The sequence below is a fragment of the Gordonia lacunae genome (assembly GCF_002149015.1).
Taxonomy (GTDB): Bacteria; Actinomycetota; Actinomycetes; order Mycobacteriales; family Mycobacteriaceae; genus Gordonia; species Gordonia lacunae.
Window position 1 is genome coordinate 34,360 of the sequence record NZ_NGFO01000018.1, and the last position, 15,397, is coordinate 49,756.

Sequence of the window (15,397 nt, forward strand, 5' to 3'; positions counted from 1 at the left end):
AACAGCCGAGGCCACGCCCGTGCAGGGCGGTGACCTCGGCTGGGATGTCCGTCGTCAGCGAACGCGATCGAACCGGGTGTCGACATCCTTGTACTCGTCGCGGATGACGGTCTTGGCGATCTTGCCGCTCGGCAGGCGCGGCAGCGGGTCCTGTCGGATGACCACGTAGCGCGGGACCTTGAAGTCGGCCAGCACATGCTTGCAGTGCTCGACGATGGTCGTCGCGTCCATGTCGTCGGAGACGGTCACGATCGCGGCCGGCGTCTCACCGAACCGGTCATCGTGCGCAGCGATGACGGCGACCTCTTCCACCCCGTCGATGGCACCGATCGCGATCTCCAGCTCGACCGGAGAGATGTTGATCCCGCCGGAGATGATCAGGTCCTTGAGCCGGTCGACGAACTGGACCCGGCCCTCCTCGTCGGCGACACCCAGGTCACCGCTGTGCAACCACCCGTCCCGGATGGCCTGTGCGGTGGTCTCGGGATCGTTCCAGTAGCCCGGGGTCACGCCGGGCCCGCGCACCACCAGTTCCCCCTCCTCGCCGGGGGAGGCAGGCTCGTCGTCGGAGTTGAAGACCTTGACCTCGGTGAAGATCGACCCGGTGCCGCACCGGTCCGGGAACTCCAGGGCCTCCTCACGAACGGTCGCGGTCGCGACACCCCCGGCCTCGGTCATGCCGTAGATCTGGCGCAGGAGAACACCCTTGTCGGCCCATCGCTTCAGGAGTTGCGCGGGCACGGCCGCCCCGCCGACGATCGCGGTCTTGAGCGAGGACAGGTCGGCGTCGGCGAACTCCGGCGCACGCGAGATGGCCTCGAAGATGAGCGGGACGCCGAAAATGGCCTGGACCGAGTGCTTCTCGAGGAGGGTGACAGCATTGGCCGGATTGAGTTCGGGCTCCACCACCAGCGTGCCGCCCAGAACGGTGGTGATGAGCAGTCCGTAGACCAGACCCGGGGTGAAGGCGAGCGGCAGCACGAGCAGCGTGGTCGTGCCCGGTCGGAAGCCTTCCTCGGTGAGCGTGTTCTCGAGGACGATCGACATCAGGGTGCGGTTCGTCAGGACGACACCCTTGGACAGGCCTGTCGACCCGCTGGTGAACAGGATCGTCGTCGGTTCGTCGGGCTCGAGATCCACGCGATAGTCGTCGAGTGCGCCATCCCGCAGATCCGTGAGTTCCGCGTACGGGACGACCGCGAACGGCCGGCCCACCGCCGCGGTGTCCTCGGCGAGCTGCTCGAACCCCGGGGCGACGATCACGACGTCGATCCCCGCGTCGTCGGCGATCTTGCGCAGTTCCGCGGGACGGTAACGACTGTTCAACGGCACCAGCACCCCACCGGCCTTCAGCACACCGAGCGCGGCGGCAGGCCATTCCAGCGAGTTCGGGCCGAGCAGCCCCACCCGGTCTCCGGGGGCCACCCCACGGGACTCGACCAGGAGGCGGGCGATTCGGCTGCTCCAGTCACGCAACGCGCGGTAGGAGATCTCCGAACCGGAGAACACCACCGCGGTGGTGTCCCCTTTGGTCCGGGCCCACCAGTCGAGTGCTTTGCCGATGGTTGCGGTCATGTTCGTACTTTCTCTCTGTGGCATCGGTGTCGGAGCCGTTGTCGGTGAGTGCCGACGCCCACCTAACACATATAGGATAAATCGGACTCCTGCGGCAGTGGCGCGATCGGCGCAACCGCAGGAAGATCAGGCATTCAGTTCGGCGCGGCCCTGCGCGACGAGCTTCTTGGTCTCCCGGCGGAAGACCTGATTCGCGATCTCGTTGCGACCGAGCAGCATGTCACCGGCATCGGCGCTGCCCATGCCGCGCTGCGAGTCGCGCAACAGCGGGAAGTCCTCCTGGTGTAGAACGGCGAGCAGGATCTCCCAGTTCTTGTTCCAGATCCGGTCCCACTTCTCCGGCGTCATCCCGCTGTCCTCGACCTTCGGCACCAGGAGCCGCTGTTCCATCCGCGACTTGGTCGGGTCGGTGGGATGCGGCCGAAAGGTCAGCAGCTGGAAGTGATCCGGCTGCCGCAGCAATGTGCTGTTGGGCAGCAGGAAGTGCGTCTCGGTGACGTACTTGTCGAGCGGGATGTCGCCCGGATCCTCTTCGAGGAAACGATCGATCGACTTGCGCGGGGCGATGAACCGGCAGTGCCGGCCGAAGTCCTCGAAGGCCATCACGTTGGTGTGGATGATCTTTCCGGCGGTGTTGGGGTGCGCGTATTGGATGTGGTAGCCGTCGAGGAACGCGTCCTGCATGATCTTCCAGTTGGTGGGTTCGTCGAATCCACCGGCCCGGAAACACACGAGCTGGTCCATCTCGTACTCGGCGAGCATCGGATCGATGTCCGGTCCCAGCCACGACGCGACGTCGATCTCCGCGTGCGCATTGTCCACGACCCAGATGAATCCGTGCCGCTCCTCGGTGGGAATCTCGATGAGTCCGTGCTCTTCACGGTCCACCTCGCCGAACGTCGCATCCCGCGTGATCGTTCGGAGCGAACCGTCCGGATCGTACGACCAGCGGTGGTATCCGCACGAGAAGATCCGGCAGCGCCCCTTGTCACTCTGCTCCAGCATCGCCCCGCGGTGGCGGCACAGATTCACGAAAGACTTGACGCTCCCGTCCTTCTGACGCACCACGATGATGTTGTTGCGCGGCATCTGCACCGTGACGAAGTCGTTCGGCCGCGAGATCTCGCTCCCGTGCGCGACGATCGACGGCACGCGACCGAAGATGTGGTCGCGCTCGTCCTTGGCGAGCACCGGATCGGTGAACTCGTCGGGTTCGAACTGCACGAGGTCGTCGAACTTGTCCGTCGTCTCGTTGCGCAAGAGCTCGAGCGCGCGACGGATTCGGTCCTGACGGGGAAGCGAAGTGGTCATGATTCCCTCCGTGATGGAGCGGTTGTTACGACTGGGGAGTGTCACCCGGGCCGGAATGGCACTCCTTAAACCTACAGCAATAAGTTTTATCGGGCAATCGGTCCCGATGGCCGGACCCGGTGCCGGTGCGGCGGGCAGGTGAGAGTCGACCCGCCGCACCGGCGCCGTCCGACCGGCCGCCGCCGGTCAGGACTCCGGCGTGAACCGGATCGGCATCCGCACACATCCGCGGACCTGGCTGGCGTGAAACACCGGCGGATCCGATTCCACGAGTTCGTAATCGGGGATACGCCGGTGGATCTCCTCGAGGGCGATCGTGAGTTCGATACGAGCCAGGTGCGACCCCAGGCAACGATGGGCGCCCCCGCCGAAGGACAGATGGCGGTTGGGACGCCGCGTCAGATCCAGGTCGTCGGGTTCGTCGAACTCCGCGTCGTCGCGGTTGGCCGAACAGAGCATGAGAATGAGCTGCTCCCCCGCCGAGATCGTCATCCCGCCGAGTTCCACGTCCCGGGTGGCGCGCCGCCCCGGCACCACCGCGGCCTCGATGCGCAGGATCTCCTCGACCGCGGTCGGGATCGCATCAGGGTCGTCGATGATGTCCTGCCGCTGGCCGGGATTGTTCACCAGATGGACGATGGCCCAGGCAAGAGAGCCCTGCACCGTGTGCAGACCGGCGATGAGCAGCAGGAAGAACATCCGGTTGAGCTCTTCGTCGGTGAGCAGGCGTAGCCCGTCCTCCATCTCCACCTCGGTGTGGATGAGCTGCGAGGTGACGTCCTCGCCGGGATCGGCACGCCGCTCGTCGACCATCTTCTGGAAGTACCCGAGCATCTGCATGCCGGCGACCGCCCGCGCCTCGAGCGACTCCTCCTCGGTCCCACCGGGCTTGCCGAACAGCACGACGTCGGTGGCCTCGGTGAACAGCGGCGCATCCTCGATGGGCCAGTCCATGAGAGCCAGGAAGATGCGGGCCGGGAGCTCGTGCGCGAACTCCGAGATGTATTCGGCCTCACCCTTCGCGGCGAACCCGTCGAGCAGGTCGTTGACCACCACCCGGATGCTGTCCGACAGCGTCTTCATGCGAGCCGGACCGAACAAGGGCTGCAACGCCTTGCGGTACCCGGTGTGCTCCGGGGGATCCAGTTCGATCGGGATGAACTTCCCGAAGGCCTCGTTGGTCACCAGGTTGTTGGGGTAGCTGGAGAAGGTCTCGGCGTCACGCAGGACCTCGTGGATCTCGTTGTACCGCGTGACGATCCAATGTCCGCCGTACGCGGTCGAGTACACGACCGGGCCCTTGGCCGCGAGTTCTGCCGCTCGTTCTTGGAATCGATCGATCGGGGCTGCGATGGACTGGTCGTACACGTCGAAATCGACGGTGACATCCTCGCGGGACCGTTCCGTAGTTGTCATCACTAGTCCTTGGGGGTGGTGAGTTCGGTGGTCTGCAGCGCCAGTGCGCGTTCTGGACACATGGCGACGGCGTCTCGGGCCAGAGCCGCTTCCTCCGGCGCGAGGGGGCGTTCGGGCACCACGGGGTCGCCCTGATCGTCGGCATCGATCAGATCCGGAGCGACCCCGTAGCACAGCCCGTGGCCCGCGCACGCCACGCGGTCCACGGTGAGAGTGCTGGGCTGAGGGGACGACATGGTCAGGCGTTCGGGTTCTTCTGGTCGAGGTCCTCCGGGAACCACATGCCCACGCGCGACAGGGTTCCACCGTCGCCCGAGCCGATCACCTGACCCGACATGTACGCCGAGTCGTCCGAAGCGAGGAACAGTGCGATCTTTGCGTTGTCGACCAGTGACGGCGGACGATTCAGCTTCAGCGGAATCGGCGAGACGAACGGCTCCCACGGGCCGGCGACCTGTTCGTAGGACTGCCCGACGACCGGTGAGCCCGCAGGCATCAGGAAGTTCGGCGACATGCCGTGGACCGGCGCGATGCCGTTCACCCGAATACCGTAGGGGCCCAGATCGAGACTGAGGCCGCGGACCAGACCGTTGACCCCGGCCTTCGTCGCCGAGTACAGCGCGATCTGGTGGTAGGCGACGAACGAGGCCGCCGACGAGGTGGCGATGATCGTGCCGCCACCGTTGCGCTTGAGCGCGGGAACCGCAGCCTGCGCGGTGAAGATCACGCCGCTCAGGTTCACGCCGAGAACGTTGTTCCAGTCCTCCTCGGTCAGGTCCTCGAAGTCGACCTGCTCGCCGCCGGCGACGCTGGGGACACCGCCACGGGAGACCACTCCGGCGTTCGCCCAGGCGATGTCGAGCTTGCCGTAGTGCTCGACGGCCTGGTCGACCGCGGCGGTGATCGCGGACTTGTCCGCGACGTCGGCGGTGATGGCGATGGCATCGCCGCCCTGCTGCTCCACCAATTTCGCGGTCTGCTCGGCGCGATCGGAGTCGATGTCGACGACCGCGATCTTCGCACCCTCGCCCGCGAAGAGCTGCGCGGACTGCCTGCCGAGTCCGGAACCCGCGCCGGTGATCAGCGCTACCTTGCCTTCAAGCTTCATGACTTTCGATTCCTTGCTCTCGTTGAACGTACCGGCATCTGTCGAAAGGCATTCGCGGACAACGCGATGCCGCCGGATCGGGGAAGAGGTGCCCGAGAAGATCGTCTCGATGATGTGACGCCCGCCACCCTCGGTCCCCACCGTAAGCCGAAAGACATGAGACGTCAAGCGATATTTGTCAGCAGCTCTGTCGAACGAGAGCCCTTCCACGGCAACTCATTACGGCACCATTCCCGTCATCAGCCGCAACATGGGCATGCCGAAACGGCGTGGCGGGGCGCCACGCCGTTTCGGCATGTGGGGACGTTCCGACTCGCTAGCCCTCCGGCTGAGGCGCCGGGAGATGGACGGTCTTGAGCTCGAAGAACTCCTCGAGCCCCTCGGGACCCCCCTCGCGCCCGACACCGGACTGCTTGTACCCACCGAACGGCAGCGTGAAGTCGATGACAGAGGTGTTCACGTTCACCGTTCCGGTCCGAATACGTTGCGCCACCTCGAATCCATGTTCCAGATCCGAGGTGAACACCGCACCCGACAGGCCGTACTCGGAGTCGTTGGCGATGGCCACGGCGTCGTCCTCGTCCTGATAGGTGATGATCGAGATCACCGGCCCGAAGACTTCTTCCTGTGCGATGGTCATGTCATTGCGCACGTTGTCGACGATGGTCGGTTGGACGAAAAAGCCCTGGTCCCCGACACGTCCGCCGCCGTGGACGATCTCGGCGCCGTCCTTGCGCGCCGCCTCGATGTAACCCTCCACGCGATCACGCTGCCGAGCCGAGGTCAGCGGTCCGAGGAAATTCGTTTCCTCCCAGGGGTTTCCGATCGGGATCATCCCGAGCGCAGCCTTGTAGGCAGCGACGACCTCGTCATGCCGGGCGGCAGAGACGAGCACTCGGGTCAGCGCGATGCAGGCCTGGCCGGACTGCATGCATCCGGCCATCGGCAGATTCTGCATGACCGTGTTCAGGTCGGCGTCGTCGAGGATGATGGCAGCCGACTTGCCGCCGAGTTCCAAGGAGACCTTCGCGACCCGATCGCCGGCGAGGTTCATGATCCGCCGGCCGGTCGCAGTGCTCCCGGTGAACGTGATGTGATCGACCCGCGGATCGGTCACGAGCAACTCCGAGACCTCGCGATCGGCCACGAGCACACTGAGGACGCCCTCGGGGATCACGCCCTCGTCGACGAGTTCACCCACCACGTCGGCGAACACCGAGGGCGACAAGGGCGCTTCGGGCGAGGTCTTGAGCACCACCGAGCACCCCGCCGCCAGCGCCGGGATGACCTTGAAGGCGATCGTGCCGATCGGCCCGTTCCACGGGATGATCGCGGCGACCACCCCGCTCGGCTCCTTGAGAATGCGCGAGATCCCGCCGTCGGCCCGCGTCCGATCCTCGCGGAGCGTCACCTTGCGCGCCTCCTCGGCGACCGCACGGAACAGACCCACCGTCATCTGCTGCGTCATCGCGCTCACCGGGACGGGCACGCCGACCTCGACGATGCCCAGCGTCGTCAGCTCGGCGGCCCGCGCCTCGAGCCGGTCGGCGATGGTGTCGATGATCGCGGCCCGCTCGGCGATCGGCGTGCGCACCCAGTCCCCCTTGTCGAAGGAGGCCCGGGCTGCCTCGACCGCGCGTGCCATGTCCTCGGCGGTCGCGGCCCGCGCGCGTGCGGCGGTGCGCTCGAAGTAAGAATCGACGACCTCGATCCATTCGTCACCGGTCGATTCGACCCAACGGCCGCCGATGAAGACCCGGTCGCGGTCGGACACGGTGGCGAGCGGATCGGTCGCTTGTTGTGTGGTTGTCATGAAAAGCAGTTCTCCTCGAGAAGTACGCGGCGGACCCGCGCGGACCACACCGGTGCGCCGCCTGTGAAGCGGATCACAACGCAGCTTAATAACCGAATGGCGTTAGGTCAACAGATGACATCTTGTGTCAGTTGTATCGCAGCTCGCCAAGGGCGGGTCGCCGGTAGGATGGATCGAGTTGTCGCGAGGAGGACGAGACGGAGACGGTGCGAGCTACTCCACGTTGACCAGATAGAAGACCGAGGATCCGCCGCCCGCGGCCTGGGGGGACGCGCCGATCTGGACCCAGTACGTCGCACCCTCCTTGGTCGCCGACATGACGACCACCGACTGGCCGCCCTCGGTCGAACGGTGCGATTCGGCGTAGCCCGCCTCGGCCAGCGTGTCGGTCGCGGCCTCGAGCTGGTTGCCCGCGTTCACGGGGCCCTGCACGGTGACCTCCCAGCCGTCGGAGCGGCTGCCGCCGGCGGAGAGCACGTGGCCGTCGATGAGTGGCACCTGGGTGACGGGGAAATCCGACGGCAACGGGACACCGTCCGGACCGGCCTGTTCCTCGTCCGCGCAACCCGCGACGAGGCCGAGGACCAGCAGGACAGCAGCGGTGATGACGGCGGTACGCCGGAGCCAGTCGAACCGGAACATACGGGCAACGGTAAAGTAGCGATCGCGGGTGTTCGCCCGTGACACCCCGCCGGGAGAAAGACGGAGTGCCCTTTTGATCACTGTGTTGGCTGCGTTGGCAGTGTGCGCACTCGTCGCGCCCGCAGTCATCCACTGGACGGGTACCCGCGGTTTCTACGTACTCGCGCTCGCGCCGCTCGGCGGTCTGATCTGGGTCGTCCTGAACTGGCCGCCGACCGACGCGGCCGCCGCCCGGGTCGAGACGGTGAGCTGGGTCCCCTCGCTCCAGATGGACATCGTCACCCGCTTCGACACCCTCACGGCGATCCTGTCCGTGCTGATCCTCGGGGTCGGCGCACTCGTGCTCTGCTACTGCGCGCACTACTTCGACGACGCCCGGCCCCGCGTCGCGGTGTTCGGCGGCGAGATGGTCGCCTTCGCCGCGGCCATGTTCGGCCTCGTGATCTCCGACAACATGCTCGTGCTCTACGTGTTCTGGGAGCTCACCACCGTGCTCTCGTTCATGCTCGTCGGCTTCTACGGGGTGCGCGCGACGGCTCGGCGATCCGCCACGCAGGCCCTGCTGGTCACCACCTTCGGCGGTCTGGCGATGCTCGTCGGCATCATCATGCTCGGCGAGCGTTCGGGCACCTACCTGCTGTCCGAGATCATCTCGGCCCCACCCACCGGCGTCTACGTCGACATCGCGGTCGTCCTGCTCCTCATCGGCGCCCTCACCAAGTCGGCCATCGTCCCGTTCCACTTCTGGCTGCCCGGCGCGATGGCCGCGCCGACCCCGGTCAGCGCCTACCTGCACGCGGCCGCGATGGTCAAGGCCGGCATCTACCTCATCGCGCGGCTTGCCCCCGCGTTCTCGGTGACGATCAGCTGGCAGATCGCCGTGGTGGGCCTCGGCCTGGTGACGATGGTTCTCGGCGGGTGGCGCTCGCTGCGCGAACTCGACCTCAAACTCATCCTCGCCTTCGGCACCGTGTCCCAGCTCGGCTTCATGGCGGTACTGGTCGGCATCGGCGACGCGAACGTGGCCATGGCCGGCATCGCGATGCTCGTCGCACACGCCCTGTTCAAGGCCTCGCTGTTCATGGTCGTCGGCATCATCGACCACTCGACCGGCACCCGCGATGTCCGCAAGCTCGCCCGCCTCGGCCATCGACTCCCGGGGCTGGCCATCACGGCCGCGGTCGCCGGGGCCAGCATGGCCGGCATCCCCATCACCCTCGGATTCGTCGGCAAGGAGACCGCCTTCGCATCGGTGTGGGAGACCGGGGCCTTCGTCCCGTGGCAGGCGCACGCCGTCGACATCGTCCTGCTGGTCGGCTCGATCATCACCTGCGCATACACGCTCCGCTTCCTGTGGGGCGCGTTCGGCCGCAAGGTGCGCAACACCCCGAGCCCGGCGGTCGCCAAGATGCATCCGCCGACGTGGCCGTTCTACTTCTCGCCGGTGGCCCTGGCGGTGGCCGGGGTGGCGGCGGGCGTGTTCAGTCCCCAGCTCGGCGACCTCTTCGAGCCGTACGCGGAAACCCTCGACGGCTACGGACATGAACTCGAGCACCTCGCGCTGTGGCACGGATTCGGCCTGCCCGTCGTCTTCTCGATCATCGTCATCGTCGGCGGGGCTCTGCTCTTCCTCGGTGTGCGGCGTGTCCGTGACCGCGTCTTCGGCTTCCGCCCGCTCGTCAACGCCGACCGCATCTACGACGCGACGCTGCGCGGCGCCGACACCCTGTCACTGCTGCTGACCCGCAACACCCAGCGCGGTTCGCTCCCGGTCACACAGGGCGTCATCCTGTGCACCGCGATCCTGCTGCCGACGGCCGTGCTGTTCGCCGGCGCTCGCGATCGCTTGACCATCGACTACACCGCCACCGCGGTCCAGCTGGTGATCGGCGGCTGCATCGTCGCCGCGTCGCTGTCCGCGGTCCTGCTGCGCAACCGCCTGGCGGCGACCCTCGTCGTCGGCATCACCGGCTACGGCTGCGCGATGCTGTTCGCGCTGTACGGCGCACCCGATCTCGCACTCACCCAGTTCCTGGTGGAGACACTGACGCTGGTCATCTTCGTGCTCGTGCTGCGCAAGCTGCCCGCCGAACCCGAGAAGCGTCACGCCACCGGGTTCAAGCCGCTGCGCGCCCTGATCGGACTCGCCTTCGGCGCCATGCTGGTTCTCATCGGCCTGTTCGCCGCATCCGCGCGTTCGACCGAACCGCTGCACGTCGACCTTCCCGAGGCCGCCTACGACTACGGCCACGGCGCCAACGCGGTCAACGTCCTGCTCGTCGACATCCGCGCCTGGGACACGCTCGGCGAGGTGTCGGTGCTCATCGCGGCCGCCACGGGCGTGGCGTCGATGGTCTTCCGCAATCGCCGTTTCGGCGCCGCGCCGCGCGTGGCCGACGCCGCCCGGCTGCAGGCCGGCGACAACGGGGACGACGACGATCACGTCCCACCGGACCGCACCACATGGCTCCTCGGGTCCGGGCTGCGCGACCCGCGTCACCGGTCGATGGTGCTGGAAGCGACGACCCGCCTGCTGTTCCCGACGATGGTCGTGCTGTCGATCTACTTCTTCTACGCCGGCCACAACGCGCCGGGCGGCGGTTTCGCCGGTGGCCTGACCATGGGCCTCGCGCTCGTGCTGCGGTACCTCGCGGGCGGACGCTACGAACTCGGTGAAGCCCTGCCGATCGAGCCCGGCCGCATCCTGGGTGCCGGACTGGCCGTCTCCGCGACGACCGCGATCGTCTCGATGTTCCTCGGCGCACCCGCGCTCTCGTCGGCGGTCTTCGAGGTCACCGTGCCCGTCCTCGGCGACATCAAGTTCGTGACCGCCCTGTTCTTCGATCTCGGCATCTACCTCATCGTGGTCGGTCTCGTCCTCGACGTGCTGCGCAGTCTCGGCGCACGTCTCGACGTGGAGACCACCATCGCCCGCACCGCGGCACGGATCGGCGGCTCCGCGAACGACACCACGACCGGCGACACCGCCAACGCGACCGGCGGGCAGGTGAGCCGATGAGCACCAATCTTCCGCTGATGCTGGTCGTCGGCGCGATGGCGGCGTGCGGGGTGTACCTGCTGATGGAACGCAGCCTGGTCCGGATGCTGTTCGGCCTGCTGCTGGTCGGCAACGCGCTCAACCTGATGATCATCGTCGTGTCCGGCGGCATGGGGAACCCGCCGATCATGGGCCGCTCGTCGGAGAACCGCGCATCCGACGCCGACCCACTCGCCCAGGGCATGGTGCTGACCGCGATCGTCATCATGATGGGCGTCGCCGCCTTCGTGCTCGCGCTGGTCTACCGGTTGTTCGTGATCAACCGCGACGACGACGACGTGGAGGACGACGAGGAGGACGTCAAGATCCTGAGCGGATCACTGGGCACCGCCCCCGACCGCGATCGCAGCGACGATCCCCTCACCCACTCGGACACTCCCACCGGCGACTACTTCGACGACGAGGGCAACCCCCTCACCCCGGAGCAGGCCGCCGCCCGCCAGGCCGCCCTCTACGAGACGGACATCATGCCGACCGACTCCGACGTCGTCGACGAGATCGGCGGCGCGGAGGAAGAACCGGACCCCGAGACCACTCAGCAGAGCGCCTCCCGCGAGGCGGGGCCGGATGTGTACGGACCGGGTGAACTCGGTCCGGACGAGGTGGGCCCGAAGGCGGCCGTGGCGCCTCCCGACGGGTCCGGCGAGGACGACGCCGACCCCGACGTCGTCGACCAGCACGAGATGCCGGACCGCGATGTGGTCGGACCGGACAAGAAGAACCCGCCCGACCACGAGAAGAAGCGCGCCGACGAGGACGGGGGTGACCGATGACCCCGCAAGAGTCATGGATTCCCGTCCTGATCACCCTGCCCACCCTCGTACCGCTGGGCGCCGCAGCCGTGTCGCTGCTGCTCGGACGCAGCCCCAGGTTCCAGCGGTTCGTGTCGATCGTCGCCATCTCGGTCGCCTTCGTGGCGTCGTGCATCATGCTCTACCTCACCGATCGCCACGGCACCTTCGCGGTCGCGATCGGCGGGTGGGGCGACAAGGGCAAGCCCAACGGACCACTCGGCATCACGCTGGTCGTCGATCAGCTCGCGGCGCTCATGCTCGTCGTATCGACGATCGTGCTGCTGTGCGTCATCGTCTACGCGATCGGTCAGGGTATCCGGGACGGCACGGCCCAACAGCCCACGTCGATCTTCCTGCCGACCTATCTGATCCTGACCGCCGGCGTGTGCAACGCGTTCCTCGCCGGCGACCTGTTCAACCTGTACGTCTCGTTCGAGATCCTGCTGACCGCGAGTTACGTGTTGCTCACCCTGGGCGCCAGCGCCGAGCGCGTCCGTGCGGGCGCCTCGTACGTGATGGTCTCCATGGTGTCGTCGCTGATCTTCCTCGCGGGCATCGCGTTCGCCTACGCCACCACCGGCACCCTGAATCTCGCCGAGATGGCCGTCCGCCTCGACGACGTCCCCGACGGCACCCGCAACGCGCTGTTCGCGGTGCTGCTCGTCGCATTCGGCATCAAGGCCGCGGTGTTCCCGCTGTCGACCTGGCTGCCCGACTCCTACCCCACCGCCCCGGCGCCGGTGACCGCCGTGTTCGCCGGCCTGCTCACCAAGGTCGGCGTCTACGCGATCGTGCGTGCCCACTCGCTGCTGTTCCCCGGCGGCTCGATGGACACGGTGCTGCTCGTTGCCGGACTCTTGACGATGCTCGTGGGCATCTTCGGCGCGATCGCCCAGGCCGACATCAAGCGACTGCTGTCGTTCACCCTCGTCAGCCACATCGGTTACATGATCTTCGGCATCGCGCTGTCCTCCGACCTCGGGATGTCGGCGGCGATCTACTACGTCGCCCACCACATCCTCGTGCAGACGACGCTGTTCCTGGTCGTCGGACTGATCGAACGACAAGCGGGCTCGGCGTCGCTGCGCCGACTGGGCGGGCTCATCGCCAGTCCCCTGCTAGCGGTCCTCTTCCTGGTGCCCGCACTGAATCTCGGCGGCATCCCGCCGTTCTCCGGGTTCATCGGCAAGGTCGCACTCCTCGAGGCGGGCACCCAGGACGGATCCGTGCTCGCCTGGATTCTCGTCGCCGGCTCGGTGGTCACCAGCCTGCTCACGCTGTACGTCATGGCCCGGATCTGGACCAAGGGCTTCTGGCGGCCGCGCGCCGACGCCCCCGAAGGCGAGCTCGCCGACAAGGGTCCCTCCGCGCTCATCGACGAGAGCGCCGACGACGCCGCCTTCTCCGATCGCGAGGACGTCGGCCGCATGCCCGTGATGATGGTGCTGCCGACGATGGCGATGGTGGCCGCCGGACTCGTCCTGACCCTCTGGGCCGGACCGATCTTCGACTTCACCGACCACGCGGCCACCGACGTCGTCGACCGTGCCGTCTACGTCGACGCGGTGCTGGGCGGAGGTGGTACCCGATGAGCGCCGAGGATCGCGCGAGCGAACGCCGCCAGGAATCGGGCGGCGCCTCGAGGCGCCGCGCACCGGTGGTGTCGACCAAGGGCCCGGTCCTGTCGCTCGTCATCAACGTGTGGCGGGTGTCCCTGCTGTTCGTCTTCTGGCACTTCGTCGGCGCGCTGGTGTGGCTGCGGACGCACACCCGCCTGCCGAGATGGCTGGGCAGCGACGGTCGCGAGGTCGCGGTCCGGTTGTGGACCATCGCGTGGCTGACGTTCGTCTGGGTTCTGTTGTGGGGCACGCTGTCCTGGGCCAACGTGATCGGCGGCGTGGTATTGGCGACGCTGGTGCTGACGGTGCTGCCGTTGCCGCGGGTACCGGTGGAGGGTCGCATCCATCCGCTGTCGGTGCTGCAGCTCGTGTTCCGCCTGATCGTCGACTTCTTCGTGTCGAGTGTGCAGATCGGTTGGATGGCCATCCGTCCGGGCCGCCCACCGCTCGGCGCCGTCGTCCGGGTGCGCGTGGCGATCAAGTCCGACATGGTGCTGACGCTGGCCGTCGACTACCTCAACCTGGTGCCGGGCACGATGGTCCTGGAGATCGACCACCGACGCCGGATGCTGTATGTCCACGTCTTCGATGTCCGGTCGGAGAAGAAGGTCCGCGCCTTCTACGATCAGGTCGCCTACGTCGAGCGCATGTTCATCAAGGCGTTCGAGCGGGACAGCGAATGGCATCCGAGTCCGTTCCACGGTATCGACGATGACTACCACCACGTCCGCGCGGCCGACCGCTCGGTGGACACCGCGTCGCCGTCCGAAGCGACCGAGACGGACCGGTTGCCTGCCGAGACCGAGCGGGAACGGGGGGACTCATGAGCTACGTGTGGACGATCGCGGCGGCCATGCTGCTCGTCGCCACGGTGCTGACGATGGTCCGCATCCTGCGCGGCCCGACCACGCTGGACCGGCTCGTCGCACTCGACGTGCTGATCGCACTGTGCATGTGCGGGCTGGGCACATGGGCGGCGTTCAGCCGCGATTCGACCGTGGTGCCGGCGATCGTGGCCCTGGCGCTGCTCAGCTTCGTCGGATCCGTCGCGATCGCGCGCTTCCGGGTTCGGGACGACCAGACATGATCATCGACATCATCAGCGCGACGCTGCTCCTCATCGGCTGTCTGATGGCGGTCACCGCCGCGATCGGACTCGTCCGCTTCCCGGACACCCTGAGCCGCATGCACGCGGCCACCAAACCGCAGACCTTCGGCCTGTTGCTCATCCTGCTCGGCGCGGTCCTGCGGCTCGGCGACAACGTCGACAGCGGGATGCTCGTCCTCGCCGGGCTCTTCGCCCTGATCACCGCACCCGTCGTGGCCCACCGGATCGGTCGGCTGGCCTATCAGGAGCAGCGAGCGCGCGACGGTCTCATCGACCAGCGGGACATGGAGTCACCGGACCGCGACTGACTGCGGACCGGTCGTCCGACGCCCCTCACGGACCAGCGCGACCGCGGTGTCGAGGCCTCGGGCCGCTTCCGCGGGAACGACCCGCACGAGTGCGAGCGCGGCGATGACCAGGGCCGTCACGGCGTCGGCGAGAGCAGCCCGGCGAGCGTCATCCAGCGCGGGTGCGCTCGCCCGCACACCGGCCCCCACCGCACTCCGCAACTCGTCGCGATAGGCGGCGATGGTCCGGGCCACGTCGGCGTCGCGCCCGATGGGGGCACCGGCGGTGTTGATGAGCAGGCAGCCCTCGCGAGCCGGTGAGGTGTCATCGATCAGCGCCGATCGCAGCCCGTTCAGGTAGTTCTCGACGGCATCGGGCGCGACGGTGCCGCCGGTCAGGGGACGCAGCCGCGGGCGGACCACCTCGTCGAGATAGCTCTGCACGGCCGCGTCGAAGAGACCCCGCTTCGATCCGAAGGCGTGGTACAGGCTCGATCGCCCGATTCCGGTAGCCCGTTCCAGGTCGGGGAGCGACGCGCTCTCGTATCCCCGCTGCCAGAAGATCCCGCGGGCGGCCCGGACGACCTCGGTCGTGTCGAACTCCTGGATCCGTCCCATTCGTCGCCCGCCCACCTCTCTGTCGTCGCCCTCCGGTATTTTAGACCG

At 67.4% G+C, this 15,397-nt stretch carries 14 protein-coding genes; 6 read left to right on the top strand and 8 right to left on the bottom strand.

Annotation, left to right across the window (positions count from 1 at the left end; all coding sequences use genetic code 11):
• Positions 1 to 54 precede the first annotated feature (54 nt).
• The 7 genes from CA982_RS15925 to CA982_RS15955 all read right to left on the bottom strand — a co-directional run bounded on the left by CA982_RS15925 (position 55) and on the right by CA982_RS15955 (position 7,865).
• Complete coding sequence (locus CA982_RS15925; RefSeq protein ID WP_086536248.1) at positions 55 to 1,575, bottom strand: class I adenylate-forming enzyme family protein; 1,521 nt, start codon at positions 1,573 to 1,575, stop codon at positions 55 to 57.
• A 126-nt stretch (positions 1,576 to 1,701) separates the two neighbouring features.
• Complete coding sequence (locus CA982_RS15930) at positions 1,702 to 2,886, bottom strand: aromatic ring-hydroxylating oxygenase subunit alpha (protein WP_086536249.1); 1,185 nt, start codon at positions 2,884 to 2,886, stop codon at positions 1,702 to 1,704.
• 186 nt (positions 2,887 to 3,072) lie between these two features.
• Positions 3,073 to 4,302, bottom strand: coding sequence for a cytochrome P450 (locus tag CA982_RS15935; protein ID WP_086536250.1), 1,230 nt, complete (start codon positions 4,300 to 4,302; stop codon positions 3,073 to 3,075).
• Positions 4,303 to 4,304: 2 nt separating this feature from the next.
• On the bottom strand, positions 4,305 to 4,538 hold the full coding sequence (locus CA982_RS15940; RefSeq protein ID WP_086536251.1) for a ferredoxin: 234 nt from the start codon (positions 4,536 to 4,538) through the stop codon (positions 4,305 to 4,307).
• A gap of 2 nt (positions 4,539 to 4,540) precedes the next feature.
• Positions 4,541 to 5,410, bottom strand: a complete 870-nt coding sequence (locus tag CA982_RS15945) for an SDR family NAD(P)-dependent oxidoreductase (protein ID WP_086536306.1) — start codon at positions 5,408 to 5,410, stop codon at positions 4,541 to 4,543.
• A gap of 316 nt (positions 5,411 to 5,726) precedes the next feature.
• The gene (locus CA982_RS15950; protein WP_086536252.1) at positions 5,727 to 7,223 is read right to left on the bottom strand and encodes an aldehyde dehydrogenase; all 1,497 of its coding nucleotides are present in this window, start codon (positions 7,221 to 7,223) and stop codon (positions 5,727 to 5,729) included.
• A gap of 213 nt (positions 7,224 to 7,436) precedes the next feature.
• The gene (locus CA982_RS15955; protein WP_086536253.1) at positions 7,437 to 7,865 is read right to left on the bottom strand and encodes a hypothetical protein; all 429 of its coding nucleotides are present in this window, start codon (positions 7,863 to 7,865) and stop codon (positions 7,437 to 7,439) included.
• Positions 7,866 to 7,938: 73 nt separating this feature from the next.
• On the opposite strand from CA982_RS15955, the gene CA982_RS15960 reads away from it, so the two are divergent.
• Genes CA982_RS15960 through mnhG form a run of 6 tightly spaced genes read left to right on the top strand, consistent with a single transcriptional unit; the run spans position 7,939 to position 14,752 of the window.
• Positions 7,939 to 10,884 (top strand): Na+/H+ antiporter subunit A, encoded by a 2,946-nt coding sequence (locus tag CA982_RS15960; RefSeq protein ID WP_086536254.1) that lies wholly within the window; start codon positions 7,939 to 7,941, stop codon positions 10,882 to 10,884.
• Positions 10,881 to 11,696 (top strand): Na(+)/H(+) antiporter subunit C, encoded by an 816-nt coding sequence (locus tag CA982_RS15965; RefSeq protein WP_086536255.1) that lies wholly within the window; start codon positions 10,881 to 10,883, stop codon positions 11,694 to 11,696. The genes CA982_RS15960 and CA982_RS15965 overlap by 4 nt, the downstream gene beginning before the upstream one ends.
• Positions 11,693 to 13,309, top strand: a complete 1,617-nt coding sequence (locus CA982_RS15970) for a Na+/H+ antiporter subunit D (protein WP_086536256.1) — start codon at positions 11,693 to 11,695, stop codon at positions 13,307 to 13,309. The genes CA982_RS15965 and CA982_RS15970 overlap by 4 nt, the downstream gene beginning before the upstream one ends.
• Positions 13,306 to 14,163 (top strand): Na+/H+ antiporter subunit E, encoded by an 858-nt coding sequence (locus CA982_RS15975; RefSeq protein WP_086536257.1) that lies wholly within the window; start codon positions 13,306 to 13,308, stop codon positions 14,161 to 14,163. Before CA982_RS15970 ends, CA982_RS15975 begins: the two co-directional genes overlap by 4 nt.
• Positions 14,160 to 14,423, top strand: coding sequence for a monovalent cation/H+ antiporter complex subunit F (locus CA982_RS15980; protein WP_004022820.1), 264 nt, complete (start codon positions 14,160 to 14,162; stop codon positions 14,421 to 14,423). Before CA982_RS15975 ends, CA982_RS15980 begins: the two co-directional genes overlap by 4 nt.
• Positions 14,420 to 14,752, top strand: coding sequence for a monovalent cation/H(+) antiporter subunit G (gene mnhG, locus CA982_RS15985; RefSeq protein WP_086536258.1), 333 nt, complete (start codon positions 14,420 to 14,422; stop codon positions 14,750 to 14,752). Before CA982_RS15980 ends, mnhG begins: the two co-directional genes overlap by 4 nt.
• Here mnhG and CA982_RS15990 read toward each other — a convergent pair.
• Complete coding sequence (locus tag CA982_RS15990; protein ID WP_086536259.1) at positions 14,735 to 15,349, bottom strand: TetR/AcrR family transcriptional regulator; 615 nt, start codon at positions 15,347 to 15,349, stop codon at positions 14,735 to 14,737. The genes mnhG and CA982_RS15990 overlap by 18 nt on opposite strands.
• Positions 15,350 to 15,397: the final 48 nt, after the last annotated feature.

What these genes read in the sequence shown, in the direction of transcription:
- CA982_RS15925 (WP_086536248.1), bottom strand. Translation starts at nt 1,575, where the DNA reads ATGACCGCAACCATCGGCAAAGCACTCGACTGGTGGGCCCGGACCAAA.
- CA982_RS15930 (WP_086536249.1), bottom strand. Translation starts at nt 2,886, where the DNA reads ATGACCACTTCGCTTCCCCGTCAGGACCGAATCCGTCGCGCGCTCGAG.
- CA982_RS15935 (WP_086536250.1), bottom strand. Translation starts at nt 4,302, where the DNA reads ATGACAACTACGGAACGGTCCCGCGAGGATGTCACCGTCGATTTCGAC.
- CA982_RS15940 (WP_086536251.1), bottom strand. Translation starts at nt 4,538, where the DNA reads ATGTCGTCCCCTCAGCCCAGCACTCTCACCGTGGACCGCGTGGCGTGC.
- CA982_RS15945 (WP_086536306.1), bottom strand. Translation starts at nt 5,410, where the DNA reads ATGAAGCTTGAAGGCAAGGTAGCGCTGATCACCGGCGCGGGTTCCGGA.
- CA982_RS15950 (WP_086536252.1), bottom strand. Translation starts at nt 7,223, where the DNA reads ATGACAACCACACAACAAGCGACCGATCCGCTCGCCACCGTGTCCGAC.
- CA982_RS15955 (WP_086536253.1), bottom strand. Translation starts at nt 7,865, where the DNA reads ATGTTCCGGTTCGACTGGCTCCGGCGTACCGCCGTCATCACCGCTGCT.
- CA982_RS15965 (WP_086536255.1), top strand. Translation starts at nt 10,881, where the DNA reads ATGAGCACCAATCTTCCGCTGATGCTGGTCGTCGGCGCGATGGCGGCG.
- CA982_RS15970 (WP_086536256.1), top strand. Translation starts at nt 11,693, where the DNA reads ATGACCCCGCAAGAGTCATGGATTCCCGTCCTGATCACCCTGCCCACC.
- CA982_RS15975 (WP_086536257.1), top strand. Translation starts at nt 13,306, where the DNA reads ATGAGCGCCGAGGATCGCGCGAGCGAACGCCGCCAGGAATCGGGCGGC.
- CA982_RS15980 (WP_004022820.1), top strand. Translation starts at nt 14,160, where the DNA reads ATGAGCTACGTGTGGACGATCGCGGCGGCCATGCTGCTCGTCGCCACG.
- mnhG (WP_086536258.1), top strand. Translation starts at nt 14,420, where the DNA reads ATGATCATCGACATCATCAGCGCGACGCTGCTCCTCATCGGCTGTCTG.
- CA982_RS15990 (WP_086536259.1), bottom strand. Translation starts at nt 15,349, where the DNA reads ATGGGACGGATCCAGGAGTTCGACACGACCGAGGTCGTCCGGGCCGCC.